General features: G+C 69.6%; 25 protein-coding genes. 9 read left to right on the top strand and 16 right to left on the bottom strand.

Annotated features, from left to right (window positions below; all coding sequences use genetic code 11):
* Positions 1–8: 8 nt before the first annotated feature.
* From ACZ7G1_RS14005 to ACZ7G1_RS14040, 8 genes are all read right to left on the bottom strand, one after another.
* Complete coding sequence (locus tag ACZ7G1_RS14005) at positions 9–521, bottom strand: P-loop NTPase family protein (protein ID WP_470871189.1); 513 nt, start codon at positions 519–521, stop codon at positions 9–11.
* A gap of 96 nt (positions 522–617) precedes the next feature.
* Positions 618–1,670 (bottom strand): glycosyltransferase family protein, encoded by a 1,053-nt coding sequence (locus ACZ7G1_RS14010; RefSeq protein WP_470871187.1) that lies wholly within the window; start codon positions 1,668–1,670, stop codon positions 618–620.
* Entirely contained in the window at positions 1,667–3,397 is a 1,731-nt protein-coding gene (locus tag ACZ7G1_RS14015) for a carbamoyltransferase family protein (RefSeq protein ID WP_470871186.1), read from the bottom strand. The genes ACZ7G1_RS14010 and ACZ7G1_RS14015 overlap by 4 nt, the downstream gene beginning before the upstream one ends.
* Positions 3,394–4,350, bottom strand: coding sequence for a thymidylate synthase (locus ACZ7G1_RS14020; RefSeq protein WP_470871184.1), 957 nt, complete (start codon positions 4,348–4,350; stop codon positions 3,394–3,396). Before ACZ7G1_RS14020 ends, ACZ7G1_RS14015 begins: the two co-directional genes overlap by 4 nt.
* Positions 4,347–6,146, bottom strand: coding sequence for a hypothetical protein (locus ACZ7G1_RS14025; RefSeq protein WP_470871182.1), 1,800 nt, complete (start codon positions 6,144–6,146; stop codon positions 4,347–4,349). The genes ACZ7G1_RS14020 and ACZ7G1_RS14025 overlap by 4 nt, the downstream gene beginning before the upstream one ends.
* Positions 6,143–6,811, bottom strand: coding sequence for an HAD family hydrolase (locus ACZ7G1_RS14030; protein WP_470871180.1), 669 nt, complete (start codon positions 6,809–6,811; stop codon positions 6,143–6,145). Before ACZ7G1_RS14030 ends, ACZ7G1_RS14025 begins: the two co-directional genes overlap by 4 nt.
* A gap of 22 nt (positions 6,812–6,833) precedes the next feature.
* Positions 6,834–7,355 carry an ATP-binding protein gene (locus ACZ7G1_RS14035; RefSeq protein ID WP_470871178.1) on the bottom strand — a complete coding sequence of 174 codons (522 nt, stop codon included), beginning with the start codon at positions 7,353–7,355 and terminating at the stop codon, positions 6,834–6,836.
* Complete coding sequence (locus ACZ7G1_RS14040) at positions 7,352–7,744, bottom strand: hypothetical protein (RefSeq protein ID WP_470871177.1); 393 nt, start codon at positions 7,742–7,744, stop codon at positions 7,352–7,354. The genes ACZ7G1_RS14035 and ACZ7G1_RS14040 overlap by 4 nt, the downstream gene beginning before the upstream one ends.
* A gap of 152 nt (positions 7,745–7,896) precedes the next feature.
* Between ACZ7G1_RS14040 and ACZ7G1_RS14045 the strand changes: the two genes are divergently transcribed.
* From ACZ7G1_RS14045 to ACZ7G1_RS14055, 3 genes are read left to right on the top strand one after another with little or no spacing between them, the layout of a single operon-like run.
* Complete coding sequence (locus ACZ7G1_RS14045; protein ID WP_470871175.1) at positions 7,897–9,009, top strand: helix-turn-helix domain-containing protein; 1,113 nt, start codon at positions 7,897–7,899, stop codon at positions 9,007–9,009.
* Between the two features lie 16 nt (positions 9,010–9,025).
* Positions 9,026–9,694, top strand: coding sequence for a YdcF family protein (locus ACZ7G1_RS14050; protein WP_470871173.1), 669 nt, complete (start codon positions 9,026–9,028; stop codon positions 9,692–9,694).
* The gene (locus ACZ7G1_RS14055; protein ID WP_471204117.1) at positions 9,636–10,430 is read left to right on the top strand and encodes a WbqC family protein; all 795 of its coding nucleotides are present in this window, start codon (positions 9,636–9,638) and stop codon (positions 10,428–10,430) included. Before ACZ7G1_RS14050 ends, ACZ7G1_RS14055 begins: the two co-directional genes overlap by 59 nt.
* A 445-nt stretch (positions 10,431–10,875) precedes the next feature.
* Here the strand turns inward: ACZ7G1_RS14055 and ACZ7G1_RS14060 are convergent, their stop codons facing one another.
* On the bottom strand, positions 10,876–12,219 hold the full coding sequence (locus ACZ7G1_RS14060) for a hypothetical protein (RefSeq protein WP_470871169.1): 1,344 nt from the start codon (positions 12,217–12,219) through the stop codon (positions 10,876–10,878).
* A 1,387-nt stretch (positions 12,220–13,606) separates the two neighbouring features.
* Between ACZ7G1_RS14060 and ACZ7G1_RS14065 the strand changes: the two genes are divergently transcribed.
* The 4 genes from ACZ7G1_RS14065 to ACZ7G1_RS14080 all read left to right on the top strand — a co-directional run bounded on the left by ACZ7G1_RS14065 (position 13,607) and on the right by ACZ7G1_RS14080 (position 17,155).
* On the top strand, positions 13,607–13,897 hold the full coding sequence (locus ACZ7G1_RS14065; protein ID WP_362651967.1) for a helix-turn-helix transcriptional regulator: 291 nt from the start codon (positions 13,607–13,609) through the stop codon (positions 13,895–13,897).
* Between the two features lie 44 nt (positions 13,898–13,941).
* A complete protein-coding gene (locus tag ACZ7G1_RS14070) occupies positions 13,942–14,841 on the top strand; it encodes a site-specific integrase (protein WP_470871167.1) in 900 nt (299 codons plus the stop codon).
* Between the two features lie 86 nt (positions 14,842–14,927).
* On the top strand, positions 14,928–15,188 hold the full coding sequence (locus tag ACZ7G1_RS14075) for a tyrosine-type recombinase/integrase (protein ID WP_470871166.1): 261 nt from the start codon (positions 14,928–14,930) through the stop codon (positions 15,186–15,188).
* A gap of 377 nt (positions 15,189–15,565) precedes the next feature.
* The gene (locus tag ACZ7G1_RS14080; RefSeq protein WP_470871164.1) at positions 15,566–17,155 is read left to right on the top strand and encodes a hypothetical protein; all 1,590 of its coding nucleotides are present in this window, start codon (positions 15,566–15,568) and stop codon (positions 17,153–17,155) included.
* Positions 17,156–17,215: 60 nt separating this feature from the next.
* Here the strand turns inward: ACZ7G1_RS14080 and ACZ7G1_RS14085 are convergent, their stop codons facing one another.
* From ACZ7G1_RS14085 to ACZ7G1_RS14100, 4 genes are all read right to left on the bottom strand, one after another.
* The gene (locus tag ACZ7G1_RS14085) at positions 17,216–18,016 is read right to left on the bottom strand and encodes a VOC family protein (RefSeq protein ID WP_470871162.1); all 801 of its coding nucleotides are present in this window, start codon (positions 18,014–18,016) and stop codon (positions 17,216–17,218) included.
* A 153-nt stretch (positions 18,017–18,169) separates the two neighbouring features.
* On the bottom strand, positions 18,170–18,670 hold the full coding sequence (locus tag ACZ7G1_RS14090) for a nucleotide triphosphate diphosphatase NUDT15 (RefSeq protein WP_470871160.1): 501 nt from the start codon (positions 18,668–18,670) through the stop codon (positions 18,170–18,172).
* A gap of 261 nt (positions 18,671–18,931) precedes the next feature.
* Entirely contained in the window at positions 18,932–19,882 is a 951-nt protein-coding gene (locus ACZ7G1_RS14095) for a universal stress protein (protein ID WP_470871158.1), read from the bottom strand.
* Positions 19,883–19,968: 86 nt separating this feature from the next.
* Positions 19,969–20,367 carry a DUF5997 family protein gene (locus ACZ7G1_RS14100; RefSeq protein ID WP_470871156.1) on the bottom strand — a complete coding sequence of 133 codons (399 nt, stop codon included), beginning with the start codon at positions 20,365–20,367 and terminating at the stop codon, positions 19,969–19,971.
* Between the two features lie 65 nt (positions 20,368–20,432).
* Between ACZ7G1_RS14100 and ACZ7G1_RS14105 the strand changes: the two genes are divergently transcribed.
* Entirely contained in the window at positions 20,433–21,284 is an 852-nt protein-coding gene (locus tag ACZ7G1_RS14105; protein WP_470871154.1) for a LysR family transcriptional regulator substrate-binding protein, read from the top strand.
* Between the two features lie 53 nt (positions 21,285–21,337).
* Positions 21,338–21,916, top strand: a complete 579-nt coding sequence (locus ACZ7G1_RS14110) for a Type-2Aa cytolytic delta-endotoxin (protein WP_470871152.1) — start codon at positions 21,338–21,340, stop codon at positions 21,914–21,916.
* An 84-nt stretch (positions 21,917–22,000) separates the two neighbouring features.
* On the opposite strand, the gene ACZ7G1_RS14115 is transcribed toward ACZ7G1_RS14110, so the two are convergent.
* The 3 genes from ACZ7G1_RS14115 to ACZ7G1_RS14125 form a co-directional block, all read right to left on the bottom strand.
* On the bottom strand, positions 22,001–23,659 hold the full coding sequence (locus tag ACZ7G1_RS14115) for an FAD-dependent oxidoreductase (RefSeq protein WP_470871150.1): 1,659 nt from the start codon (positions 23,657–23,659) through the stop codon (positions 22,001–22,003).
* Between the two features lie 45 nt (positions 23,660–23,704).
* Positions 23,705–24,619 (bottom strand): AurF N-oxygenase family protein, encoded by a 915-nt coding sequence (locus ACZ7G1_RS14120; RefSeq protein ID WP_470871148.1) that lies wholly within the window; start codon positions 24,617–24,619, stop codon positions 23,705–23,707.
* A 194-nt stretch (positions 24,620–24,813) separates the two neighbouring features.
* Positions 24,814–26,610 carry a S8 family serine peptidase gene (locus ACZ7G1_RS14125; RefSeq protein ID WP_470871976.1) on the bottom strand — a complete coding sequence of 599 codons (1,797 nt, stop codon included), beginning with the start codon at positions 26,608–26,610 and terminating at the stop codon, positions 24,814–24,816.
* Positions 26,611–26,730: the final 120 nt, after the last annotated feature.

A 26,730-nucleotide genomic window follows, 5' to 3' on the forward strand; every position in this document is an offset into this window, starting at 1 on the left:
CGGTGCGCTCAGCGGTGCTCGGCAGCGACCTTCCGCAGCCAGCGGCGCGTCTGCCGTCGGCTGGACAGCAGCACCACCTCGGCACGACCCGAGGCGAATTCCTCGATCTTGGCGATGACCCGCGGGCGCATTTTGCGGCGGTACGTCGCTACGTACTTGACCACGCCCCAGTGGATGCGGTTGTGCACGCCGTTGCCCTTGTGCCCGGCCCCGTGCCGGATCTGCCGGGAGAAGATCCCGTACAAAGCGGCCACGGTCGAGACGTCCATCAGGACCACGGTGTCGCAGGCTTCGAGTCGGGTCTGCAGGGTGGAGTTGTAGTTCCCGTCGATCACCCACTTCGGCTGCGCGACGAGTTCCCGCTGCAAGTCGGCGAACTTCTCCAGGGGCAGCTCGTTCCACTCGTCGTCGTAGAACGCTGCGTCCAGGTGCGTCACAGGGGCGTCGAGAATCCTGCCCAGCTCCCGTGCCAGGTACGACTTGCCGCTTCCTCCGCAGCCGACGATGGCGACTTTCTTCATGATGCTCCAGCGTAATGGTGCTCGGATGCCGGGTCGGACCGGCCGCCCAGGCACGTTCGGACGATCCAGACGCGATGGCCTGGCTGCTCAGCTGCATCAGACCGCCCCGCGTCCCATCGCGACGGGGCCGGCGGCCGTGTCCAGGACGGCTTCCAACACGTCGACCTGTCGGCTCAGGCGGAACAGGTCCAGGCGATCCAGACAGCCCGCGATCAAGTCCGCGTGCTGCTGGGTGCCGGCGATCCGCTGGAGGTGGGCCAGCCGCTCGATTGCCTCGTCGCCGGAGCTGACGATCAGTTCTTTGGGCACGAAGCGGTCGGCGTGCACGATGTCGACAGGAGCGAGTGGAAGGCAGCCGGAGAGCACGGCCTCGAAGATCCGCTGTGTCATCTGCCCGACGGCGGCGTATGTGGTGGGCAGCATGAGGACGGTCGCCAGCGACCTGCCGTACACGCCATGGACCGCTTGGAAGGGGAGTCTGCCGAGGAACCGGACGTGCGGCCAGCGGCCGGTCCTGGTCCACTTGCCTCCGACCAGGTGGTCGAAGCGCTCGGCGGCCGGTGCGAAGAAGCGGTCGAAGTGCTCGTCGCGGTCGTACTGGTTGCCGACGTACCCGAGGACGAGGTCCCGGGGCCGCTTGGCGAGCGCGACCGGATCCGCCTCGTCGAGCAGACGGTCGTCGACGGGGAAGAGTAGGCGCCGCGCCCCAGGCGTCGGTTCGAGGGCGGCCTCGCAGACGGTGGCATGGGGGACGCGCCGCCACACGCTTTCGCCCCGGAGCTTGCGGTCCTTGTCCCAGATCACGGTCGGCGTCTTCCTGCGCATGGTGTACCGGGTGACCAGTTCGGCCTGGCGATGCAGGTCGCACGTGTGGCCCACGGCGCCGCACGGGGTGGTGTTGCGTCCGTCGATCGCCCAGCGCCACTCCAGGAACAGAGCGTCGATGTCCGGGCTGCCGCTGTGGAAGGTGTAGGCGTTGCCCAGGTCGTCGCCGGCCTCGATCAGGTCGCGGTGGGCCTGGAGAAAGACGATCTCGTGGCCGCGGTCGAGGAGGGCATCGATCAGGGGGCGACGGTGGCTGCGGCCCCCGTCCGGTGTGTCGGTGATCCCATTGCCGAGGAAACCCCAGAAGCTGTATCCGATCCTCACTTGGTGATCCACCGCCCTTCCAGCAGCAGGGCGTCCAACCCCGAGTTGGCCAGACAGTCGAGCGCCATCTCCGGTGTCCCGCAGATCGGCTTGCCCTTGACGTTGAGCGAGGTGTTGATCAGCACCGGAACGCCTGCGCGTCGGGCGAAGGCGCTGAGGACCTCGTGCATGAACGGGTTCTGTGAGCGGGTGATGGTCTGGAGACGGGAGGTGCCGTTGGCGTGCACGATGGCCGGCACCAATGCGCGCGCCTTGTCGGTCACTCCGGAGGCCATCGACATATACGGCGCCTCCTGGCCGAGAGTGAAGAATTCCGAAGCGCACTCGGCGAGCACCATGGGGGCGAAGGGACGGAACGGCTCCCGGAACTTCACGGAGTCGTTCAACCGCTCGATGACGCCCGGCTCCCGAGGGGAGGCGAGGATCGAGCGGTTGCCGAGGGCACGGGGTCCGGCTTCGACGCGGCCCTGGAAGAGCCCGACGATCAGACCGTTGGCGAGCTGTTCGGCGAGAAACTCAGCGGCCTCGGTGCCCAGCGCCTTCTCCTGAAGGCCGGGCCACGGCGTGAGGTCGAACGTCGTTCCCCGGAAGGACGGCCCCAGGTAGCAGGCCCGGGTGACGCCGGACACGGGCTGTGGGGCGCGACTGTCGTGGTGTACGGCGATGGCGGCGCCGATCGCGGTGCCGGCGTCGCCAGGGGCGGGCGGCACGAAGACCTCGTCGAACACGTCAGCTTCGATGATGCGGCCGATGCTCACGCAGTTCGCGGCGACGCCGCCTCCGACACACAGGCGTCGGGAGCCGGTGATGCTCCGCGCTCGACGAGAGAGATGCAGCATCACTTGCTCCGTGCGCTCCTGGAGGGCCGCGGCCAGGTCCCGGTGCACGTCGCGCAGCGGCTCGCTCGGATGGCGCTTAGGGCATGTCTCGTCGATGAACCGCCGGGCCGTCCTCGGGTAGCCCGAAGCCAGCACACGCGGGGGAAAGTAGAGCGGGTCGACGGTGAAGCCCGTGGGGGTGACGCGGACGGACCGGGCGAAGAGTCCCCGGAATCGCGCGGGGTCGCCGAGCGCGGCGAGCGCCATCACGGTGCCCTCCTCGTCACCGCGACGCCATCCCAGGTGCTCGGTCACCGCGCCGTACACGTACCCGAGAGAGGCGGGATCGTTGACCGTCTCCAAGGTGCGGGTGCGCGGACGAAGCGCGTCGTGCCCTCGGGCGATGGTCGTCGTCTGCCGCTCGCCGAGGCTGTCGACGACGAGCACAGCCGATTCACTCCACCCAGAGGCGGCGAAGGCCGCCAGCTGATGGGCCCGGTGATGCAAGACGGGGGAAACGCGTGCGGCGGGGAACCGCCGGCCGATGTCGCGGACACGGAGCCGGGTGCGCATCGCCACCTTGGCGAAGCCACGGGCTCGCGGCACCGCACGGTCACGGGTGGTCGGTGACAGCGCCAGACGCAGTGCGACTGGGGATTCGAGCAAGTATCGGGCGGGCTGAAAGTTGTAGGCCACGGCATCGACATCGGTGGCGGACAACCCGGCCTCACCGAGCAGCCACTCGACGGCGTGGCGCGGGTAGTCCTTGGTGTGCTTCTTCTGGGACAGCCGCTCCTCCTCGACGAAGCCGACGAGCTGCCCGTCGACAAGCAGCGCGGCGGCGGAGTCGTGGGTGTACGAGCACAGGCCGAGAATGACCGAGGGCGCCTGGTCCACGGCCGGCGTCATCGTGCACCGGCCGACGCATGCGCGGGCAAGTTCGTGGCGCGACGGTTCAGCTCGTGGTACCAGGCGGTCGTGGTCTGGCCGAGCGGCCCGTCGATCTTGTCGGCCAGGGCTGTCGCCTGCTCCCGCCGACCGCCCTTCCAGAGCTGGTAGCTGCGCAGGGTCTCGGCCATGCTGTCCCAGCCGGCGTGCCCGGTCACGTCCCCCGTTTTGACCTGATGGAGGAGAGCGTCGAATCCCTTCCACGGGGTGGTGAGGTCCGGCATGTCGACGCTCACGGCGATCGAGGTCAACTCATCCGCCTGGGCGAGGTGGTTCTCGTAGATGTGCAGGGAGCCGACGTGGTGGTGGAAGTCGCCCAGCTCGGCGCCGATCCAGCCGGCCACCAGCTCGTGCAGGACCGTGTAGAAGAACAGGTCGTACGGCATGCCGATCCACACGTCCTGGCCGCGCATCGTCGTCGACATGTGCAGGCGACCGTCACGCAGGTAGAAGCGGAAGCCCAGAGTGCAGGGCACGTCCTTGTGGCCGGCGGAGTCACGGGCCGGGTCGTAGAGCTGGATCAGGGCCCGGCGGGAGTCCGGGTCCTGCTTGAGGATCTCCACGACGCGGGCCAGCTGGTCCACTGTGCCTGCCCACTTCCGCATCCGTGGACCGTAGGCGCCGCGCAGGACCCCGTCGTCGGCGTACTGGCGAAGCTTCGTGTTGTAGTCGAAGATCCACGGCTCGTTCGATCCGGAGAGGATCCAGACGGTCTCGGCCACCGCGAACGCGGGGTTCAGGATCCTGCTCGGCGGCGCGTACAGCAGGCGGGCCCGCGGACGGGTGAGCCGCATGCTGACGTCGAGGACCTCACGAGTGGCCATGCCGCGCGGACTGACGCTCTCGCCGGACTTGGCCAGGGCGACGGCACCGACGAAGAGCTCGGCGATGCTGTCGGCGGTCAGGGATGTCATCGGGTGGAGACTCCTTCGTTTCGGAGGTGTTCGAGCTGATTGCCGGATACGCGACTGACGATGAGTTGCGCGACCAGGGCGGCGCTGTCGCCGCCCCAGCGGCACACCGCGTCGGTCGAGGCGGGTTCGGGCCTGAGGGGTGCGGAGAGCGCGTCGGCGACGTCCCCGGCGGTGGTGCAGCGTTGCGCGAGGCCGTGAGCAGCAAGCCCGAGCGTGTGTTCGTCGACAGTGCCGATCTCCAGGACCGGCACGCCCAAGAGGGCGGCCTCGATGCCGCACGTCGAATAGGCGCTCGCCACGATGTCGGCGCCGACGAGACAGCCCCGTGCCCCTACCTGCGGATCGGCGACGGCCACGAGCGGCCTTCCGTCCCGCTGCATGAGCGAGGCGAAGACCTCCGGGCTCTGCGCCGGGTGTGGGGCGATGACCAGTCCCCATTCGCCCTCGGCCTTCCACATCCCGTCCAGGAGGAGGTCGGTGTGGGCCTTGAGCCGGTCGGGACCGAAGGGCTGGCAGGCCCAGACCATGATCCAGTCGGGGCTCCGCCCGGATCCGGGGATCAGCAGCTTCTCGAGGTACTGTCTCTGGGCTTCCCGCCCGATGCCGGCGAGGACGTCGAAGCGGGGCTGCCCCAGCACGTGGACCTCGGCGTCCGGGTGGCGCGCCCACGCCTTGGCGAGCGGGGCGTCGCGATCGCCCATGACGACGATGTCCCGGCTGTGCAGCGCGTGCCACGCGACCGACTCCGCGTTCCACGCCCCGTGCTGCACATGGACCGTGTTCACGCCCTGGTGGTTGGCCAGGTGGACGGCGAGCACGCCGACGGGGCTGGTGTCGTCGCTGACGAGCAGCGTGTGTGGGCGAGAAGCCTCCAGGACACCGTTCAGCCAGGTCTCCAGACGGACCACGGAGCGCCAGGACGGCTGGGTGCATCCACCGCTCGTCTCCAGCAGGACGGCCAGGAGACGGACCAGACGCGAGAGCCGGACGACGTGTTCCTTCACCTGGACGACGTGCTCGTCGTCCCACAGCTGCAGGCGCTCTCCGGCTCCGGACAGAGCGAAGAGGCCAGGGGGAGGCGTAACGAGCCTGATGACCTCGACGGCTGGGGTACCGCAGCGTTGCGTCGGGTCCGTGGCGAGATCGACGAGGAGACTCGTCCGGCCACTACCTGCCAGGTCTTCGAGTACCGGCAGCAGAGTGGCCGCATGGCGGGACGACCACGAGAGCGCGACGACGCCGGTGCGTGGCAGGGCCGACGGGGGTGGGCTTGGCACCCGGGTGTCGAGGTGCGCCGACTGCAGGTTATGCAACTGCGCCGTACGGAAGGGGTTGTACAACGCGGTTGCTCCGAGCAGATAAGCGATGCCGGACCACGTGACGGTGTAGGCGCGGTACTCCCGGGAACTGCTCTCGCGAAGCCCGACGAGTCCCTCGTGCGGAGCGATCTTCAGCGGGCCGGGCGCCTCTCTGAACGGCTCCCAGGCGCTGAGGGCCATCAGCTTGCGTACGACGTGAGCCACCAGGCGACGGACCGGTACGTGCTGCACGTACAGCCACCCGGCCCCGCTCGGCGTTGTCCTGAAATCGGCTCCGTACCACTGGAGTGCGTCCATGACGTGCGCGACGAGCGCTTCGTGCTCCTGCGTGTCCAGGGGCAGAGTCTCCAGCTTGCTCGCGGTGATCCAGTCGGATGACAGAGTCGCGAGCGCGCCTTCACCGACCAGTGCCCACGCGGACTGTCCGTTGATGTCGGCTCGCGCCAGGCCATGGACGTTGTGATGGGACGTGGTCACAGCAGGCTCCCTTCGAGGATGGGGCCCGAGGAGAGGAGCCTCAGCAGGTCCTTCGGAGAAGCGGCGACCACGGGGGACGGAGCCCCCGGGCAGCCGTACCCCCAGCCCGCGTGGACGTACGGGACTCCGGCACGGCGGGCGGCTTCCTGGTCGGCCTCCATGTCGCCCACGTACACGGCGTCGGCGGGATCGACACCCAGGTCGGTCAAGGCGAGGAGGACCGGGTCCGGTGCGGGCTTGCCGCGCCCACCGCCGTTCGGCGTGCGCACCGTGGAGAACGGGCAGCCGAGGTTGGCCAAGAGTGGGGCCGCCCGTTCCAAGGGCTTGGACGTGACGACGCCGAGGCGCCAGCCAGCGGCGACGAAGGCGTGCAGGACCTCCGCGGCGCCGTCGAACTCGCGGGCGTGGTGGGACGCTGCGATCGACGCCTCTTCGTACGTACGGTGAAGCCGCTCGGACTCGGCGAATCCGAGCCGCTCCATGATGTCGGCGAACGGCCGGCCGAGGTGGCGCTCGTCTTCCTCGAACGGTACGTCGAGACCGTGCACGCTCAGGACTTGCTGCCATGCGCGCTCCATCACCGGACGGGTGTCGAGGAGCACGCCGTCGAGGTCGAGGAGCAGCGCCTTCGGAGGTAAAGGCGAGGGCGGGAGCAGGGTGGACATGAGGTATCTCCGGTGAAAGGGATCAGGGGGTGAGGGAGGTCTCAGGGCGTTTCACGAAGGCGATCACCCGCTTGCCGCTTCCGTCCTGCTTGGGACATGCGGTCCAGGCGTCGGCCACGGCGGACACCAGGAGCAGGCCACGTCCACCGGTCGCGTAGGGGGAGGCGATCCGCGGGACGGGGGGCTCCGGGGAGTTGTCCTCCACCTCGATCCCCACGACGCCGGCCTGGAGGGCGAGCGTCAGAGTGATCTCGTCCCGGTGCGGATCCTGCTTGGCCCGCTCACTGCCGCCACGGTGCACGACACGTCGGCCGTGGCGTTCGGCGTTCGTCGCGAGCTCGCTGACGATGAGCTCGACGTGGTCCAGCAGGTCCTCCGCACCCCAGGCGGTCAGAACGTCGCGGGTAAAGCAGCGTGCTGTGCCCGGGGCCGAGTCGTCGGCGGCGAGTGTCAGGCTCTTCTGGTGCTGCGGGGCGTCAAGGATGCTGCCCAGACCGTCGATGCGGCGGCTGTCCAGCAGGAGGAGTTCCCGGTCGAGGTTCATGGCGTGGTGCTCCCCGAGGCCGGCGTCGAGGTCGCTTCGTCTGCTACTGCCGGTCGGGCCCCTCGTACGAGCAGGATCTCGACGCCGGCTTCGTGCAGCCGTTGCCTGCGGTCAGCGGCTATGGCCCTGGGGCCCAAGTGGGACGGGGCGGGGAAGACGACGCCGTACGGGCGAGTGGCCGCGATGGCGTCGAGCATGCCCACGAAGGCGCCCGACGTCGCCGCGCACCGCTCCATGTACACACCGCCCAGCGTCAGTTCGTGGCGGCGGCAGTAGTCGGTGATGGTCTTGGCGAGAGCCTGCTGCCGGCTCGCGGACACCCCGACGAGCCGCAGAAATCCGAAGACGATCGGGCCCGTGACGTTCCGCTGTTCCGTAAGGGGCTCCATGGTCGTGACCACCCATCGGATCGGGGGAGGGGGACACTCCGAGCCTGGTCGCCACCCCGAGATCGGGGAATCCACGTCTGTCCCACTTCTGTCCCACAACCGCCCCCGGCGCGGTCGCCACGTGCTTCGATGGCATCGGAAAGGAGTGGTACGTGGCGACCGTTCACGAATGGACTGGCCTGGAGGCGCTTGCCCTGCGCAAGGCGCTACGGCTGAGCGTGCGCCGCTACTCCGAGCACCTGGGCATTGCGGTCAACACCATCAGCAACTGGGAGAAGTACCGGGACAAGCGGCGGCCCAACACCGAGAGCCAGGCCATCCTCGACACAGCGCTTGCCCGGTCCGATGCCGCAACCCATCTAAGATTCGAGACGGAGCTCGCGAAGCTCTCCGAAGGGAAAGGGGAACGGCTCGCCGACGAAACGGCGCGCGTCACTATCCCTCGGCCTCGGGCCTGGGAGTACGAGTCCTGGACGGACGACCTCGAACGTGCGGTCGTCGCGCTGTCCCACCAGAACTTCGCGTTCGCCGACGACCTGCTTCGACGATGGTCGTCCAGCTACCGGCCCTCGGAACTGGACGAGCGAGGCACCTACCTCCTCGCCCGCTCCGTCGCCCTGCAAGGCGATCTCAAACGGGACCAAGGTGCAGTCGTAGGCCCGCTCTCCGCCCAACGGTCCTACGCCAATGCCCGCTCGCTCTACACAGAGTTGGCGATTCCGCGGCGTGTGGCGCAGCTCGACCTCTCCCTCGCGGTCGTCACCGAGATGTCCGGAGCGCTGGAGACCGCGGCCCGACAGTACGAGGACCTCGCGATCGACGAACGGTTATCCGCGCGGGACCGGGCCCGCGCGCGACTTTGGGTAGGCACGGCGCTCAGCAAGGACGGCAACCACGACTATGCGGTTCGGGTGATGGAGGAAGCCATCCGCGAGTTCGAGGGCCTTGCCGAGCAGGACGACTGGTCCGTCGCGCAGCAGAAGCTCGCCCTGGCCCACCGTGGAACCGGCAATCTCGACGCGGCCCTGCGCCTCATCGACGTGGCTCGCAGCACAGGCATCACCGATGCGCCCATGCAGCGGGTACGGCTGGACACCGCGTACGGGCACATCCTCCTGTCCGACCGCGCGACCCTGGATGATGGGTTACGCGTCCTCGACGACGCTGCCAAGCGGGCGGCCCAGTACGGCCTGACCCACCAGCTCCGCAGCATCACGGATATCCGGAGGACGGCCGATGGGCCAGCCGGCCCTTCACCACGTTGACCAGGGAGACGAGCGAGTGACCGACAACCAGCCGGCCATCAACGACGAGCAGATCCGCCATGCCAAGCTGGTCTGGGACTACCACCAAATGGGTCACGACCTGCGCCCCGTCGACGTGGCCATCGGCCTCGGCAGCCATGACCTCGGAGTCGCGGCCTTCTCCGCGGAGCTGTACCGGGCCGGGCTGTTCCCCACCTTGGTGTTCACCGGCGGCAACAGTCCCACCACCGCCAAGGTCTTCCCTCGCGGCGAAGCCGTCCACTTCCGGGAGCACGCTCTCACCCTCGACGTGCCTGACAGTGCGATCCTGGTGGAGCCGAACGCCGGCAACACGGGTCAGAACATCGAGCTGTCCCGAGAGCTCCTCGCCTCTGCCGGCCTCATCCCGAAGTCGGTGCTCCTCGTCTCCAAGCCGTACATGGAGCGGCGCTCCTTCGCCACTGCCCGCAAGCTGTGGCCCGAGGTCGAAGTGCTGTGCTCCTCTGAACCGATGGAGTTCGACGACTACCTGAAAAGCATCGGCGACGAGAAACTCGTCATCGACATGCTCGTCGGCGACCTCCAGCGCATCATCGAGTATCCGAAGCAGGGCTTTGCGATCGAGCAGGACGTCCCGGAGAGCGTGCATGCTGCGTACGAAGACCTCATCCGCGCCGGCTTCACCAGCAGGCTCATCGGCGCGTGAAGCAGCCCCGGGGGAACTGGTGGCGATCCACCAGCCCAACCTCTTCCCCCGGCTGAGCACCCTCGCGAAGCTCTTCGCGGCGGACTGCTGGATCGTCCTCGACGACGTCCAGTTCGCCCGCCGTGACTTCCAGCACCGCGCCCGGCTGGCCGCCATGTCCGGCGCGGCGCGGCGCCAGTGGCTCTCGCTCCCCACTCATCTGCCTGATGGGCGGTCGACCCTGATCAGAGACGCGGTTCTTGTGGACCACGAACGGTCCCGCCGACGCGTTGCGTCCATGCTGCCCCAGTACTACGCGGCAAGCCCCGACTGGCCTCTGCTGCGTCCTGAGCTGGACTCCGTGCTTGCTCGGTTTGATGAGCGGGCCGGCACCGCTGATGTGGCTGAGGAATCGACGAGGATCTTGCTGCACCTCTTGGGCTGGAAAGGGCGCATCTTGCGGAGCAGCTTGCTTCCTAAGCGACGCGGACGTTCTGAACGGCTTGCCGGCCTGGCTGCAGACGTTGGAGCACGCGGCTACCTGTGCGGGACTGGCGGAATGCGGTACCTGGAGGACAAGCCGTTTGCCGAGCACGGTGTGAGCGTCGTGCCATTTCGCTTGCCGCTGGTAGGGGTCTGGGAAGACGCGCGGGACGTAAGCGCCGTGGCTCCGCTCATGATGCACGGGGTTTCGGCCGTTGCCGACCAAGCACGAGACGTGGCAGCCAGGCATCGGGCAACGGTCACTTTCACCTAGCCCACAAGGGACATCCGCACACCGGCGAGGTCATCCGGGACGGGAGGACAGCCCGAGCTGCACCCCGGAGCAGGACGCGGAGGAGATGCGGCTGTGGGACCTTGACGGGTTGAAACCGGCCGGCTTCGTCGCGGCGAGGGACGTGTAAGTTACCGGGGCCCGCAAGGCCAAGGACCCCGCCGCGGTGAAGGCGATCGCCGTGCTGCGCAGGCCCGCGCTCGCGGCGTAGGCCGCGAACCTTCCGGCCCGTCAGCGACCGCAGGAGACCAGGCAGTTCCTGATGGTGGGGGAGACGCTCTGCTACGAAGCGGTGATGCGGCGGATCCGGGTGCCTCCCCGTTCCTCATCACGGTCTCCCCGGCCTCGGCCTGCTGAATCCCTACGCAAACCCCGGCCCGCCCGCGCCACCCGGCAGCACCACGGACGGGTGCTCCGGCGATCGCGTTCAGCCGGAGCGGTACCCCCACCGGGCCGCGCCGTCCTTGCCCATGAAACACTTCGCCGGACGCCCGTCGGAAGTCGTGGCGGTGGCACCTACGGGGGAGCAGAACTGGCCGAAACCAACGCCGGAACCGGTGCCGGAGCCGCCGCTCGTGCCATCCGAGCCACCGGAGGAACCGTCGCCCCACGACCCATCGCCGCTTCCTCCCGACGTACCACCGTCCGAGGCCGAGTCGCGAGACGGCTGCGTACGCGGCTTGGACTTCGAAGTCGCCTGCGAACCCGGCGCGGACTCGGACTTCGGCTTCGGCTTCGGCTTGGGTTTGGGCTTCGGGCTGGGCGCGGTGCAGGAGACGTCCGGACCGATGAGCCACAGGTCGACCTGCGTGGTGACGGGCACCTCGATGCCCGCCTCCGGCTGGTGTCGGCAGACCTGCCAGTCCGCCAGGCTCTGGCGCCGGTCGTACAGACGCTGCCCGGTGTGCGCGTGGAAGGGTGTGACGCGGTCGAGGTCGAGCGCGGCGAGCGTCCGCGACGCGGCGTCGAACCGCTCGCCGACGAGGTCCGGCATCACGACGCGCCGGGTCCCGTCCAGTTGCGAGGGACACGGCTCCGCTTCCGGAACCGCGTAGAACGTCAGCGTCCCGTTGTACGGGCGGGCTCGCTCGCCAGGGGAGGGGTTCTGGAAGCAGACGCGCAAGTCGGCCTGAGAGGCTGACACCGTCCGGTACGCGGAAGACGCGTCGGCAGCCGCCACCCGCCACGACCCGCGGCGCGCCGTCGCGGCGGCTGCGGCCAGGGAGACCCCGCGGAAGTCGGGCACGGCCGGCGCGTGGTCCGTCCCGCCCCGCGCCAAGGCGCCGGGCTGCCCGGGCCCGCTCAGCCCGGCGACCAGCGCCGCCGCGGCCATCACGGCCACCGACACCGGGTGCCGCCGTATCCACGTGGAGGTCCGCTTCCCGCTGCCGGGACGCAGGGGCGAGCCTGGCGGCAGGAGCCTTCCCGCTGCTTCCAGGAACTCTCCCTTCGGATCGAGCTTGGAGCCGTGCAGCTTGCGCGGTTTTCCGTCTACCAGGATCTCGACGGAGTCGAACATGCCGTACGCGCTCCGCAGGATCCGCAACGGTCCGGCCACGCGGGTCACCTTCGGCGCCAGGAGGTTGCGGAAGAGGACGAGCCCCTTCCCGGTGAGCACGGCGTAGCCCCAACCGTCGTGATAGACGGACCGGACGACCTCATCCACCCCGAGCTCCTGCAGCAGGACCTTCTTGTGGCTGTCGGAGAGGGAAATGCTCTCGCCCGACGCGACGGTGGCGGTACGCGGATCGCCGGCCAACAGATCGGACACAAGCTTCCCCGGGCTCGGAGGTACGACGAACGGTCCGGAGAAGGCACGCACGGCGGTCCCGGACGTACGGGATGCTAGCCGCTGTCCATCGAATCCGCTGGTCCGGGCCTCTGTCCCGCCGATTCCACGCACACGCCGGAGGTCAAGCGGAGGCACGCGGGTCGTTGAGGCGGGTGGCGAACTCGTCGACGCGGACCTCGGCACTGCGCTCGTGGCGACTCGATCGGTTGCCGCGGGAAACATCGATGCCGAAGGTCAACGCACATGCTTCCCTCTCCTACCGGCGATGCCAGAACTGCAGTCACAAGATCGACCGGACAGGCCCTGGTCGGCGAACGCGGCGATGAGGGACTGCAGGGCGATGTTGTTGACCGAGCGGGGCAGGCTGCGGCTGGTGAGGCGGATCAGGTCGAATGGGTCGAGGAACCAGCTTGATACTCATTCTGGCGAGCGACGGTTCGACCTTGTAGGAGCTGCCATGCAGGCTGATCGTCACGGTGTGGAACTCCGACCACAAGAAGGCCTCTCGCAAGTCTGTCGGGGATGGCGGGGCTGGCGGCTCGGGAATCGAACCCAGCCAGCGTTCGATCGGCGTCTGCCCGGCTCTGAGCGTACCGGGCGGTGATAGCCCGTCCTCACACGCGCAGTGAATAGCCTATTCAGAGAGTGAGCTCGAGATCGCTCATGGCAGACAGGAATCTCGCGAACAGGACTGGAACGCGGTGCAGGGGCATGCCAACCTACACATCCACCCATTCAGCACTGCCAAGTGATGGGTTGAATTTCTAAGGAGCCGCCCCCCTTGTTTCAACCACTGTTTCAATCCCTCCGATACGCCTCCCCTTCGCTTTTCGCGTTTGGAGCGATGGACGCTGCAACGGCATCGTTGCAGGGTGACCTTGGTGGTGTCTCGGCCGCCCTCTGTCTATGCGTATGTGCTGCTGGCCTCTTTGCTGATGCCAAGGAGCGGCAGGACCTGCTGCTCGGGTAGCGGATTCCGGCGAGGGTGGCCATCCACCCGGAGACAACGGCCGTCCAAGCGGCTTGCGCCGTCAACTGCTCGACGAGTGCGGCCGGGATCAGCCTCGAACGGCTGGCTGCCGAGAGTTTTGTGGCCAGCCACGACCTCCACGCTGACGTTCGGAGGTACAGCCCACGGGCTGATTGGGTGCCAGGTGCGGGCGCAATATAGGCGACGATCCCCGGTTTCCGAAACCGGGGATCGTCCGGATCATCAATTCCGCTCGCGCATTGCTGTGCTTGGCGGTGGAGCTGCGTGAGCCGTGTGGAGAGAGGCGCTGTCTGAGCCGCTGGGCGGTGACCCTCTGCCGCAACGCGTCCCAGCCACCTCAACGCGGGCCTGTTCGCCTGCGCCGATAGGAGCTTCATGGAAGCCCAGCATCCGAGATCGTTCGCCGGACCTCAAAGAGCCTTCCTCAATGTGCGTGATGCTGCAGCCTATCTCGGGCTCTCCCCGCAGACGCTGTACGTGTGGCGTCACCGGCGCCAGGGGCCGCCGAGCTTCCGTATGGGAGTTAACGGGCGTGTGGCCTATCGGCTTGACGCGCTCGATGCCTGGATACGAGAGCAGGAGCAAGCCGACTCCCGCTCGAACTTCTCCCTGAACCCCGTGAGTGCTACTCCGCAGCGCCGTGCGGGTTACGCGGCGATCGCCTGACGCCCTAGGGATACCAACTTGATCAGCAACCTGCAGGGAAACTCTTGGCTGGCTACATAGAAGACCGCTGGATCAACAAGAAGAAGAACCCGGTCACTGGTAAGCGGGAGCGTACTGCCCGCTACGGGAGGGGCACCCGATACCGCGTCTCCGGCATCCCCGGTGTGCGTGACAGGTCCTTCGATACCTTGGAAGATGCTAAGGCGTGGCTGCGCCGGGCCGGCACCGATAGCGAACGGGGCGAGTTTGCCGACCCTCGCGATGGTTCCATCACTCTAGCCGACTACGTCACCCACCACTGGAAAAAGGGCGTGCGGGGCGCGCCGGGCACCGTCAGGCGTGTCGATCAAGCTGTGCGTCTTCACGTCCTTCCCCACCTTGGCGAGGTCGCGCTGAGGGACGTCTCCGCGACCGTGCTTCGGGGGTACGTCGCGACCCTCGAAGAGGAATGCGCTCCCCGTTCCGCCCGGAAAGTTCTCATGCTGCTCTCGAACATCTTCGAGACAGCGATCGACGACAAGCGGCTTGCCCGCAACCCCATGCGTGCCAAGTCGGTGCGCTGGCCAAAGGTGCCAGCAGAAGAGCGCGAGGCATGGCCGCTGGAGACCGCCCTGCGGGTCCGGGACATTATCAACCCGCGTTACCGGATCGCAGTCGTTGTCGCCCTGGGGTGTGGACTTCGTCAAGGCAAAGCCTTTGGGCTCTCACCCCACGATGTCGACTTCGAGCGCGGAGTTATCCGCGTTCGCCGCCAGGTCCAACTCCTATCTGGACGACTTTACTTCGCCCTCCCTAAGGGAGGTAAGAGCGTATCGTCGACATGCCCCGGTCGGTTGCCGACGAATTGGCCTCCCACTTCCTTGAGTACCCGGCTGTCGAAGTCGAGCTGCCCTGGGGCGGTCCGGAGCCCGAGCGGGAGAAGCGGGCTTTCCCTCTCCTTCTGACCACTCCACACGGTAATGCCCTCCGGTCCAACGACTTCAACGACCATGCCTGGAAGCCCGCCCTTGCGGAGGCGGGTGTCATCCCCATGCGGGAGCCCGGGCAACGCTGGAAGGCGTCCCGTAAGGACGGCTTCCACGTACTCCGCCACACCTACGCCTCGATCATCCTCGAGGCCGGGGAATCCGTCGTCACCCTCGCCCGATGGCTGGGCCACTCCAGTCCGACCATCACCCTTGACCACTACGCTCACTTCATGCCCGAGGCCGGTGGAAAGGGGCGCGCTGCGGTCGACGCACTGCTCGGCGAGGTGCCTGAACGAACCCCAGAAGTCCTCACCCTCACCTGAGAGAACGGGTGGCACGGCAGACGCTGTGCCACCCGTTCTCGTTGTACGGGCTGCGCGACATCGAGCAGCCGCATGCCAGCCCGGCCAGCACTCTGAGTGACGGCCGCAGTAGCAGTTCGGCTTCTGTCTGGCCGTGCAGGGGAGTGGAGCCGCAGGCCGGTCAGTCAGCCGTTCACTCCACAGGGTCGCTCATTCTCCCCAGATTCTCCCCAGGGCTCTGGGGTGCCGCATTTCGACGAGCTCTCCAGCCTCCGACCTTGATCGTTTCAGCATCGTGAACTGCCCGTGAAACGCAGAGCGGTGCCATGTACATTTCACGCACTCGGGCCTAGCGTCGGCCGCCGGCGCGACACAAGTCAGGACCCTGAGGAGCCGCTTTGTCCACCCCACCGCCCCGCAGACGAGCACGGGCGCTCACGCTGGTCGCCGCGCTCGCGGCGACCCTCCTGGCGGGCTCCGCGCCCGTCGCCCAGGCCGAGGAGATCCCCCTCGCGCCGGGTCACCGACTCGTCGACCATTACGAGGGCGCCCCCGCCACCGCCCGGCCCGTGCCCGGCAAAGGCCCTGCTCAGCACCCGTACCTCGCCTCCAACGGCCGCAGCGGCATGCACGCCGACGGCGCCGGCAGCGGCACCTACCCCTGGTCGGGGCCGCTCGGGCGCGACCCGCGGGTCGCCAGCGAGAAGATCGCCGCCGTCGGCGGCGAGTGCGCCACCGTCACCTTCGACGCCGCCGGCCGCCTGGTCACCGTCTGCGGCACCTTCAGCGGCTTCCTCCTGAAGCTGCTCGACCCGCGCACCCTGGACACCCTCGCCGAGTACAAGCTGCCGCAGCGCTCCTCCACGGTCGAGGCCGTCACCCGCCTCGACTTCGAGAAGATCTTCAAGGACACCTCGGGCGGCGCGTACTTCTACCTCGACGACAAGGACCGGGTCGTCCTCGCCGACTCGCGGCAGCACGTCCTGCGCATCGCCCACCGTCAGAAGGCCGACGGCGTCTGGGAGTTCGTCGTCGAGAACGACTGGGATCTCACCTCCCTGGTGCCGCACGATTGTGTCTCCTGGACCAATCTCTTCCCCAGCGGCGTCTGTGATCCGGTCACCTCCGTCATGCCGGACTGGGACGGCCGCATCTGGTGGGTGACCCGGCTCGGGCGGGTCGGCACGGTCGACCCGGCGACGGGGGCCCTGCGGGCGATCCGGCTCGAAGGGGAGGAGATCCAGAACTCCTTCTCCGTCGCCGAGGACGGCGTCTCGATCGTCACCGACCACGCGCTGTACGGCTTCGGCGCCGGCGCCGACGGCACTCCGCGCGTCCGGTGGCGGGAGGTGTACGACCGGGGGACGGGGACCAAACCCGGTTCCGTGAACCAGGGTTCGGGCACGACACCGGACCTGTTCGGCGACCGTGACCAGTACGTCGCCATCACCGACAACGCCGACGACCGGATGAACGTCCTCGTCTACCGGCGGGGCGCCGACGTGCCGTCCGCCGAGCGGCTCGTCTGCAAGGTGCCGGTGTTCCGCTCCGGCGCTTCGACGACCGACAACTCCCTGATCAGCTGGGGCAACAGCCTGGTCGTCGAGAACAACTACGGTTACGAGAACCCCAGCACGCTCGCCCTGGGCCGCAGTGTCGTCGGCGGCGCCACCCGGATCGACGTGCGCGCCGACGGCAGTGGCTGCGACACCGTGTGGGAGAGCGACGTCCGCTCGCCCTCCACCGTCCCGAAGCTCTCCACCGCGAACGGGCTGCTGTACTTCTACGAGAAGAAGCCCAACGTCCTCGGCATCGACGCCTGGTACCTGACCGCGGTCGACTTCCGCACCGGTCAGCGCGTCTTCAGCCGGTTCACCGGCACCGGCCTCGCGTACGACAACAACTGGGCGCCGGTCACCATCGGCCCCGACGGCACCGCGTACGTGGGAGTGTTCAACGGCATCGTCGCCGTCCGCGACGGTTCCTGATCCGCGGGGAACCGCCCCGGGACCCTTGGGGGCCCGGGGCGGTTCGCCGTGGTGTGCCGGTCACTCCATCTCGGGCATGTCGCCGACGGTGGTGCGCAGGTCGATCACCGCGAACGCGGCGCCCTGGGTGTCCACGATCGCCGCGAACCGGCCGAAGGGGCTGTCCATCGGCCCGAAGACCTTGCGCCCGCCGAGGGCCTCGGCCTTCTCGACGGCCTTGTCGCAGTTGTCGACGGCGAAGTAGAGCTGGATGTAGGGCGGGATCTCCGGCGGGAAGTCCTCGTCCGTCATCTTCATCCGGCCGAGCACGGGCTGTTCGCCACCGAGGTCGAAGACCCGGTAGTCCATGTGCTCGTCCTTCATCTTCTTGGAGTCGTAGCCGAAGACGGAGGTGAAGAAGGCGTCGGACGCGGCCGGCTCACGCGAGAACACCTCGGCCCAGGCGAAGGAGCCGGTCGCGCCCTCCAGCTCGAAGCCCACGTGCGTGCCCGCCTGCCAGATTCCGAAGGTCACGCCCGTCGGGTCCTGCGCGATGCACATCTTCCCGAAGTCGCCGACCTGCATCGGCTCCATCAGGACCGTGCCGCCCGCCGCCTTGATCTTCGCCGCGGTGGCGTCGGCGTCCGGCGAGGCGAAGTACAGGACCCAGGCCGAATGGGTCTCTCCGTCCTGCCCCGGCATCGGCGGGACGACGGCCGCGACCGCCTTGTCGCCCTTGTAGGCCTGCGTGTAGTTGCCGAATTCCGAGGAGGACTCGCCGAAGGTCCAGCCCAGCACGTCGCCGTAGAACGTCTTGGCGGCCTCGAGGTCGGTGAACATCGCGTCGGTCCAGACCGGCGTGCCTTCAGGTCGTGCGGCCATGACGGTGACTCTCTCTTCCGGTCGAAAGCGTGTTTCCCGTGAGCCACGCTAACCACCGTCCCCGGAGCCCGCTCGGTGACGGAACGCGACCGGGTGTCGCACCACGGGCGGGCCCCGGAGCCGTACGGGCCCCGCCGGGCAGGGGTGCGGCGGTCAGCAGGGCAGGCGGCCCATCGCGTACCGGTGGAACGGGCCGTCGGGCAGCGGGAGCTCGGGACGCCACATGCGCAGCACCTGCGCGGAGGGCAGGAACAGCGCCTCCGGAAGCCGCTCGGGCTCCGTCCACTCCCAGCGCTCGATCTTCTCCGGCTCGGCCACCGCCGGCACCCCGCCGAAGGCCCGCAGCACGGTCGCCACGGTCATCCGGGTCAGCCGCGAGGAGGTCACCGCGTCCAGGACGAGGCCGAGCACCTCGACGTCGGAGGCGTCCGCGACCAGGGTGGTCTCCTCGGCCAGCTCGCGCACGACGGCGGCCTCGACGGACTCGCCCGGCTCCACCTTGCCGCCGGGCAGCTCCCACACTCCGGAGCGGTCGAGGCCGAGCAGTACCCGGCCGGTGTCGTCGAGGACCACGACCCCCGCGCCGAGGGAGGCCTGGGCGGGCGGCGGTTCGACGTTGCGGCGGGCGGTGGCGGCGCTGTCAGTGCTGGTCATGGCCCTTGTCTATCAGGAGGCACGGACACCCACCGGCACGTAACAAATGTGAGAAACCTCTTGAATCGGGCGCGAAAAGGAGGAAACTCTTTCTTACACCGGACAACCGGAGAGAGCCGCACCAGCCTCCGAAGACGTTCGAAGGCCCGCGTGACCCTTTCAGCAGGCTCTGGCCAGGCCCCCGGCGGGGCCGGTCGGCCACGGGAACCGTCGGCGACGGCCTACGACCCCGCGCGAACCGACCCGGACCGCCGGGGACTGTCATGTGCCCGGGGACGCGGCCGGAACCACCGCCACCGGGCAGTGCGCGTGGTGCAGCACCGCGTGCGCCACCGAACCGATGAGCAGCGAGCCCAGATGGTGCCGGTGGTGCCGCCCCACCACCAGGAGCCCGGCGTCCCGCGAACCCTCCACGAGCCGCCCCGCCGCGTCACCAGGCGCTACCACCGGCACGAGCTCGACCCCCGGCCACCGCGCGGCGAACGGCCGCAGCCGCTCCTCCTGCTCCCGCTCCGCCTCCCGTACGAGCTCCGCGCCGTCGTCCGCCAGGGGCAGCGGCGGCGGCACCTGGAGCGCGGGGGACGGCGCCGCGAGCAGCGCGCCCGGCTGCGGCGGCAGGCGGAAAGCGGTCACGGCCTCCAGCCGCACACCCCGGCGGGCCGCCGCGTCGAACGCGAAGGCCACCACCTCGTCCGGGGTCTCCTCCGGATGCAGACCGAGCAGCACCCGCCCCGCCTCCGCACCGCCCTCCAGGACCGCCGCACGCGCCTCGTGCGGCACCACCACCAAGGGGCAGGGCGCGGTCGTGGCCAGGGTGCGGCTGGTCGAGCCGAGCAGCAGACTGGCGAAACCACCGTGCCCCCGGGACCCCGTCACCAGGAGCCGGCCGCCCCGCGCCGCCGCCGGCAGGGCGTCGGTCACGGACCCGTCGAGGGAGGCGTACCGCACGGGTACGGAGTGCCCGCGCTCCTCCACGACGGTCCGCACCGCCTTCAGGACGGTGTCGGGGAGCTCCGGCTCCGTCCCCAGGGAGGCGATGCGGGCGGCGCCCAGCTGGAGCGCGTCGGACCGCACATGGGCGACCACCAGGGGAGCCCCCAGGCGCTCCGCCGCGCTCAGGGCCCACTCCAGGGCGCGCAGACTGTGCTCGGATCCGTCCACGCCGACGACGACCGGCGGCTCGGACGCGGTGCTCGTGCCGTTCTCACTCATGACGGAATGCCTCCCTCGTGAGCGCACACGCCACGCCGGTCCGGACCTTCTCGGTCCGGACCGGCGTGGCGTGTGGAGAGCGAGGGTCAGGCGCCCTGGTCGCGGCGCGCGCGCTCGGCGTCGCGCTCCTTGATGCGGACGGTCTCCTTGCGGACCTCCGACTGGGTGGCCCGCTCCTTCTTCAGCCACTCGGGCAGTTCCTGCTTGAGCGCCTCGATCTGCTCGGTGGTGAGCGGCTCGGTGATCCCGCCGCGCGCGAGGCCGGCGATGGAGACGCCGAGCTTGTTCGCGACGACCGGGCGGGGGTGCGGGCCCTTCTCGCGCAGCTCCTGGAGCCAGGCGGGCGGGTTCGCCTGGAGCTCGCTGAGCTCGGCGCGCGAGACGACACCCTCCTGGAACTCGGCGGGGGTGGCCTCGAGGTACACACCCAGCTTCTTCGCCGCGGTCGCGGGCTTCATCGTCTGGGTGTTCTGGTGCGACGTCATGGTGCCAAGGGTATCGAGCATGCGGGCGACCTCCGACCACGTCCGCTACCCGGTAGCCTTGCGGGGTGACAGGCTCGGACGTTCCCCTCGCGGATTCCCCTGCGGATTCCCCCACCACTCCTTCCTTCCGGCTCGTGTACGTGCCCGGCGTGACGCCCTCGAAGTGGGTGCGGATCTGGAACGAGCGCCTGCCCGACGTCCCCCTCACCCTCGTCCAGGCGGACCCCGCCGAGGCGCTCGGGCTGCTCCGCGAGGACGCCGCCGACGCCGGACTCGTCCGGCTCCCCGTCGACGGGGACGACCTGAGCGCCATCCCGCTCTACGAGGAGACGACGGTCGTCGTCGTCCCCAAGGACCATCTGTTCGCCGAGGTCGAGGAGATCTTCGCGAGCGACCTCGCCGACGAGCTCGTCCTGCACCCCCTCGACGACACCCTCGGCTGGGAGCGGCCCCCGGGCCGCCCGGCGATGGAGCGCCCCGCGACGACCGCCGACGCGATCGAGCTGGTCGCCGCCGGTGTCGGCGTGCTCGCCGTCCCGCAGTCCCTCGCCCGCCTGCACCACCGCAAGGACCTGACCTACCGGACGCTCAACGACGTCCCGCAGTCGCGCGTGGCCCTGTCCTGGCCGGCGGCCGACGAGGCCCCGGACCTGGTGGAGGAGTTCATCGGGATCGTGCGCGGGCGCACGGTCAACAGCACCCGGGGCCGCCGCGCCGAGGAACAGAAGGGGAAGAAGCAGCCCCGCAAGGACCAGAAGCCCGCGCGGCCCGGAGGCGGCAAGTCCGGGGGCGGGAAGTCCGGGGGCGCCAAGCAGGGCGGGCCCAAGGGCGGCGCCAAGAGCGGAGCGCGTAACGCCGCCAGGGGCAGCGCACCCGCTCGCGGCAAGAGCGCGAAGCCCCGCCGCGGGCGCGGCTGAGACCCACCGACATACTGAGCCCTCCTGATCATCGAGATCATCTAGGAGGAGCTTTGGCCGCCAGTTTCAGAACCGTCGTCGAGGTGGGCCCGGACCACCTCGACCAGGCCCGGTCCATCGACCGGCTGTTCCAGCAGGCGATCGCCCCGGCGACCGTCAACTTCGACTTCGAGGCGATCCGGGAGGCGGCCGACGCCGTCCCCGACGCCACCGTCGTGCGGATGGTGCGGGGGTGGGGGCTCCAGGAACACGCCCCCGTCCTGGTCATGGTGCTCTCCCTCAAGGAGGCCGTCCGCCAGGCCCTGCCCCCGGAGTACGCCGAGGCCGGGTTCTGGGAGACCGTCGAGCGCGAGCTCGTCCGGGCCTTCACGGGGCTCGCCGCCCAGGAGGGGCAGCCAGGACTCGTCTTCTACGAGGAGTCCGCGGAGCGCACCCGGTTCTACCGGGACCTGTTCTTCGCCCTCCAGGACGAGAAGACCGGGGACGACCTCTACGCCCTGGCCTTCTGCGTCGACGTCACCGTCGAACTGCCCAAGGCCGAGGCCGTCGCCCTGGAACTGACGGACGTCGTCCCGTTCGCCGTCCGCCTCAACGCGATCGTGCTCCGCCAGGCCCAGCCCGTGGCGGTCTGAGCCGTACGCAGCACCGGCCCGCCGTCCCGGGCCGGATCCCCCGCGGCCCGGAACGCCCCGGACCTGCCTCGCCCGTCCCGGTTGTCAGCCGCTCCGGCGCCACCGTCCGCCCCGCGCCGCGGCGACGAGCTCCGGCACCGTCGCCAGCTTGACCCTGGGGCGACCCGTCTCCCGGCCCCTGGCCCGCTCGGCCCGGTCGATGGCCGCGAGGCCCCGCGCGTCGACCAGACCGCGGCTGCGGCTCCTGGCCAGGCGGCGGAACTCCTGGGCCGTGCCCGTGGGAGCGGGCAGCGCGCCGGCGACCGCGTCCGCGAGCAGGGTCCCGACCGTCTCCTCCGCGCACGCCCGGTTGGCGCCGATGCCGCCCGAGGGCCCGCGCTTGATCCAGCCGACCACATAGCCGCCGGGCAGCCCGGTCACCCGCCCGCCCTCGTGCGGCACCGTGCCGGTCTCGGCGTCGAACGGCAGCCCCGGCAGCGGCACACCCCGGTAGCCGATGGCCCGGACCAGCAGCCGCGCCCCGATCTCCGTACCGGACTCCGTGCCGTCCTCGGTCACCCGGACGGCTCGCACGCCGTCGGTGCCGAGCGCCTCGACCGGGGCGGAGTGGAAGCGCAGCACGATCCGGCGGCGGTCCCGCGCCGGACCCGGCGTCCAGTCGACCGCCTCCCTGGCGACGTCCTTGAGGAGTGCCGCCTTGGTGCCGGGGCCGGCCGCGTCGATGGCCGCGCCGGTACGCGGATCCCGGTCGTCGACGACGAGGTCCACGCCCGGGAGGTGCTTCAGGGCGAGCAGTTCGGAGCTCGTGTACGCCGCGTCCTCGGGGCCCCGGCGGCCGAGCAGCACCACCTCGCGGACCGGGGTGTCCCGGAGGGCGGCGAGGGCGTGGTCGGCGATGTCGGTGCCGGCGAGGGTGGCGGGGTCGAGGACGAGGACGCGGGCGACGTCGAGGGCGACGTTGCCGTTGCCCACCACGACGACCCGTTCGGCGGGGAACCGCACGGCGTCGGCCGCGGTGTCCGGATGGGCGTTGTACCAGGAGACGACGGAGGTGGCCGGGACGCTGCCCGGCAGGTCCTCGCCGGGGATGCCGAGGCGCCGGTCGGCCGGTGCGCCGACCGCGTAGATCACCGCGTCGTGGTGCGCGGCGAGCTCCGCGGCCGTGACGTCCTCGCCGACCTTCAGGCCGAGCCGCAGGCGGACCCGGGGGTGGGCGTGGAAGCGGGCGAAGGTCTCCCCGGCGCCCTTGGTCGAAGGGTGGTCCGGTGCGACGCCGTACCGGACGAGACCGCCGGCCACCGGCAGCCGGTCGATGAGCGTCACCTCGGCGTTGGTGTGCAGGAGCAGGTCCTCGGCGGCGTACATGCCGGCGGGCCCGGTGCCGACGACCGCGACCCGCAGCGGTGCGAAGTCGGCGGGCAGCGAGCGGGGGAAGGACGGCTCGCCCCAGGTGTGGAAGTTGGGCGAGGCCACGGCCGGCGGGGGCGTGCGGTCCGCGTAGTAGCGGGCGTTGACGTCCTCGTACTCCCGCAGGCGTCCGGTGAGGCGGTCCGCCGGGAAGATGGCGTCGACGGGGCAGGCGTCGGCGCAGGCGCCGCAGTCGATGCAGGACTTCGGGTCGATGTACAGCATCTCCGTGGTCCCGAAGTCCGGTTCCTCGGGGGTGGGGTGGATGCAGTTGACCGGGCAGACCGCGACGCAGGTGGCGTCGTTGCAGCAGGTCTGGGTGATCGCGTAGGTCATGTCGTCGGCTCTGCTCCGCTCGGCACTGGGTGGTGGGGGGTGGGGTCAGACGAGGTGGGCGCGCTGGTAGAAGAAGAGCGCGGGCCTGGTCAGCATCCCGACGTCGGACAGGAACTCCATGAGCCCGGCGCAGCTGGCGCGCAGCTGGGCCTTGTAGTGCTCGTTGGCGGCGGCCTCGCGGCGGGCGCGCTCGGGGTCGAGCCCGGCCCGCACGTACACCTCGGGGCTGACCAGGCTGGTGATGATGTAGTACGCGGCGATGGCCACGATCAGCGCCTGGAACTGGCGGCGCGGCCTGCTCGCGCGGGCGAGGTGGCGGCGGGTCTCGTCCCGGGCGAACTTCATGTGCCGGGACTCCTCGACCACGTGGATGTTGCTGATGGTGCGGACGAAGGGGACGACCCGCTCGTCGCGCATCCAGTCGCGCTGCATGACGTCGAGGACCTCCTCGGCGACGAGGATGCCGGCGTACGCGGCTTCGCCGAAGCCGACGGTCTTCATGAAGCGGCCGAGTTCGAGCACCGCGCGCTTGGGCCGGTAGGCGGGGGCGCCGAGCTTCTGGGAGCCGCGGGCGAACATGATCGAGTGGCGGCACTCGTCGGCGATCTCGGTGAGGGCCCACTGGAACCGGGGGTCGGTGTGGTCCATCCGGTAGATGTCGCGGAGCACCATCTGCTGGAGGATCATCTCGAACCAGATGCCGGTGCTGGCCACCGAGGCGGTCTCCTGCCGGGTCAGCTCCTTGCGCTGCTCCTCGGTCATCTCGTTCCAGTACGCGGTGCCGTAGAGGGAGTTCCACTCGGGGCTCTGGCCGTGGAAGTCCTTGTCGAGCGGGGTGTCCCAGTCGACCTCGACGGCGGGGTCGTACGACAGCTTCGCCGCCGACCGGAGCAGCCGCTCGGCGACGTCGGTGTCCTCGTGACGGTCTGCGCTGTCCGGGCGAACGGTGCTGCTTGCCATGGTGCGGCTCCTTGGGTCGCGCGAGCGGCTCGGGCTCTTGTTAGACATAGCGTCTAGCAAGCTTGTTAGACGGAAGGTATAGCAAGGGTCCGGGGTCTTCCTACCCCTCGGTACGGACTTTCTCGCGACGGAGTTACCGCGGGTACGCGAAAGGGGCCGGAGCCCTGTCGGCTCCGGCCCCTCTCACGTACGGATCAGAAGGTCAGGTTCCAGGCGTCGATCTTGCCCGTGTCCTGGCTCGCGTTGTCGTTCACACGGAGCTTCCAGACCCCGTTCGCGACCTCCGACGACGCGTTGACCGTGTAGGTCTGCGCGATGTTGTCGGTGCCGCTGCCGGTGTGGTTGTGCAGGGTGTACACCGTGCCGTCCGGCGCGACCAGGTCGACCTTCAGGTCACCGATGTACGTGTGCTTGATGTCCACGCCCACCTTCAGGGTCGCCGGGGCGTTGCCCGTCACCCCGCTGACCGTGATCGAGCTCTCCACCGTGGCGTTGTCCGCGATGGCGACGTCGGTGAGGTTCTCGAAGTACGCGCCGGGCGGCGGGGTGCTGCCCCCGACGGCCTTCAGGGCGTCGACCGCGCCCTCGCCGAAGAAGCCGTTCTTCGCCGCGGTGCCCGTGCAGCGGGCGTCCGACGGGCACGCCCGGTCGTTGGCCTGGGTGCCGAGCTGGTCACGGATCTGCGCCGGCGTGAACGTCGGGTTGGCGCTCGCGATCAGCGCCGCGACGCCGGTGACGTGCGGGGACGCCATCGAGGTGCCGCTCATGTTGCCGTACTTGCCGCCCGGCAGCGTCGAGTACACCTGCGTGGTGCCGTCACCGCCCGGCGCGGCGACGTCGATGACGCCGTTGCCGAAGTTCGAGTACGAGGCCTTCGCGCCGCCGCTCGCCTGCGCGGCGACGGTCACGACGCCCGGCAGCTCGGTCGGGATGTCGATGCACGCGTTGGTGATCGTCCGGGTGACCGGCGTCGAGTCGTTCGGGCTCTCGGAGTCGGTCGTCTTGTTCGCCAGGTCGTAGTTCGAGTTGCCGGCGGCGGCCACCTGGAGGGAGCCCTTGCCCTCGGCGTACACCTGGGCGCGGCGGACGCCCTCGATGATGGCGGCCTGGTCCACGTTGTCCGGGCAGTTGAACTGCCACGGGTCCGTGTAGTAGCTGTTGTTGGTGACCTTGAAGCCGTGGTCGCCGGCCCACATGAAGCCGCAGATCGTGTTCTCCGCGAAGAACAGGCTGCTGCCCGGCTCCGCGATGCGGACCGAGGAGATCTTCACGCCCGGCGCGACGCCGATGACGCCCTTGCCGTTCTTCGCCGCCGCGACCGTGCCCGCGACGTGCGTGCCGTGGGTGCCGACGTCACGCCAGGCGCCGGTGCGGGTGTCCGCCTTGCCGTAGGCGCAGGACGCCGAGTCGGCCGCGTTGAAGTTGGGCGCGATGTCCTGGTGCTGGTCGTCGACGCCGGTGTCCAGGATGCCGACCTTGACGGTCGAAGAACCGGTGGTGACGGCCCAGGCCTGGTCGGCCTTGATCTGCGTCATGTCCCACCGGTTGGACTCGGTGAGGGTCGTCGCGGACTGCGACGGGTTCGCCGGGAGCGCCGGGTTGTACGCGTCGGCCGGGACGTCCGACGTACGCGTCGCGCCGACCTGCTGGACGCCGGTGACCGTCCGCATCGACGTCGCGAACGACGCCGAGGCCGAGTGCGCCACGATCACGCCGATCGCGTCGTACGTGGCGAACACCGAGCCGCCGTTCGTGGCCACGGCACCCGAGACGGACGACGTACCGCCCGGAGCCGTGATCACCAGGTACGCGCGCGTGCCGGCGGCCCAGGCCGCCGTCCCCGCCGCGTTCCTCGTCGCCTTCGTGGCCGTCCTGGCCTGGGTCGCCCCCGCCGAAGTCGCCGCGACGGGCGCGGTGTCCGACGTTGCTGCCTGGGCGAATCCGGCGGGAGCGGCCAGCGCCACGGTCGTACCGAGCGCCGCCACGGCGATCGCCGAAGCTCTCAACCGGCTGGATATGTGGGAAAACAATGCGTCCTCCGATGACCCGGTGGCGCGGGTGGCGCCCGCCGGGCCCTGTGATGTGTGGGGTGGAGGCAAGATCCCAGAATC

The organism is Streptomyces sp. NPDC037273, from assembly GCF_055603625.1.

Coding starts and splice junctions, on each gene's coding strand:
- ACZ7G1_RS14005 (WP_470871189.1), bottom strand. CDS start 521: ATGAAGAAAGTCGCCATCGTCGGCTGCGGAGGAAGCGGCAAGTCGTAC.
- ACZ7G1_RS14015 (WP_470871186.1), bottom strand. CDS start 3,397: ATGACGCCGGCCGTGGACCAGGCGCCCTCGGTCATTCTCGGCCTGTGC.
- ACZ7G1_RS14020 (WP_470871184.1), bottom strand. CDS start 4,350: ATGACATCCCTGACCGCCGACAGCATCGCCGAGCTCTTCGTCGGTGCC.
- ACZ7G1_RS14030 (WP_470871180.1), bottom strand. CDS start 6,811: ATGTCCACCCTGCTCCCGCCCTCGCCTTTACCTCCGAAGGCGCTGCTC.
- ACZ7G1_RS14035 (WP_470871178.1), bottom strand. CDS start 7,355: ATGAACCTCGACCGGGAACTCCTCCTGCTGGACAGCCGCCGCATCGAC.
- ACZ7G1_RS14040 (WP_470871177.1), bottom strand. CDS start 7,744: ATGGAGCCCCTTACGGAACAGCGGAACGTCACGGGCCCGATCGTCTTC.
- ACZ7G1_RS14055 (WP_471204117.1), top strand. CDS start 9,636: ATGCTGCGTACGAAGACCTCATCCGCGCCGGCTTCACCAGCAGGCTCA.
- ACZ7G1_RS14065 (WP_362651967.1), top strand. CDS start 13,607: ATGGAAGCCCAGCATCCGAGATCGTTCGCCGGACCTCAAAGAGCCTTC.
- ACZ7G1_RS14075 (WP_470871166.1), top strand. CDS start 14,928: ATGCGGGAGCCCGGGCAACGCTGGAAGGCGTCCCGTAAGGACGGCTTC.
- ACZ7G1_RS14085 (WP_470871162.1), bottom strand. CDS start 18,016: ATGGCCGCACGACCTGAAGGCACGCCGGTCTGGACCGACGCGATGTTC.
- ACZ7G1_RS14090 (WP_470871160.1), bottom strand. CDS start 18,670: ATGACCAGCACTGACAGCGCCGCCACCGCCCGCCGCAACGTCGAACCG.
- ACZ7G1_RS14095 (WP_470871158.1), bottom strand. CDS start 19,882: ATGAGTGAGAACGGCACGAGCACCGCGTCCGAGCCGCCGGTCGTCGTC.
- ACZ7G1_RS14100 (WP_470871156.1), bottom strand. CDS start 20,367: ATGACGTCGCACCAGAACACCCAGACGATGAAGCCCGCGACCGCGGCG.
- ACZ7G1_RS14115 (WP_470871150.1), bottom strand. CDS start 23,659: ATGACCTACGCGATCACCCAGACCTGCTGCAACGACGCCACCTGCGTC.
- ACZ7G1_RS14120 (WP_470871148.1), bottom strand. CDS start 24,619: ATGGCAAGCAGCACCGTTCGCCCGGACAGCGCAGACCGTCACGAGGAC.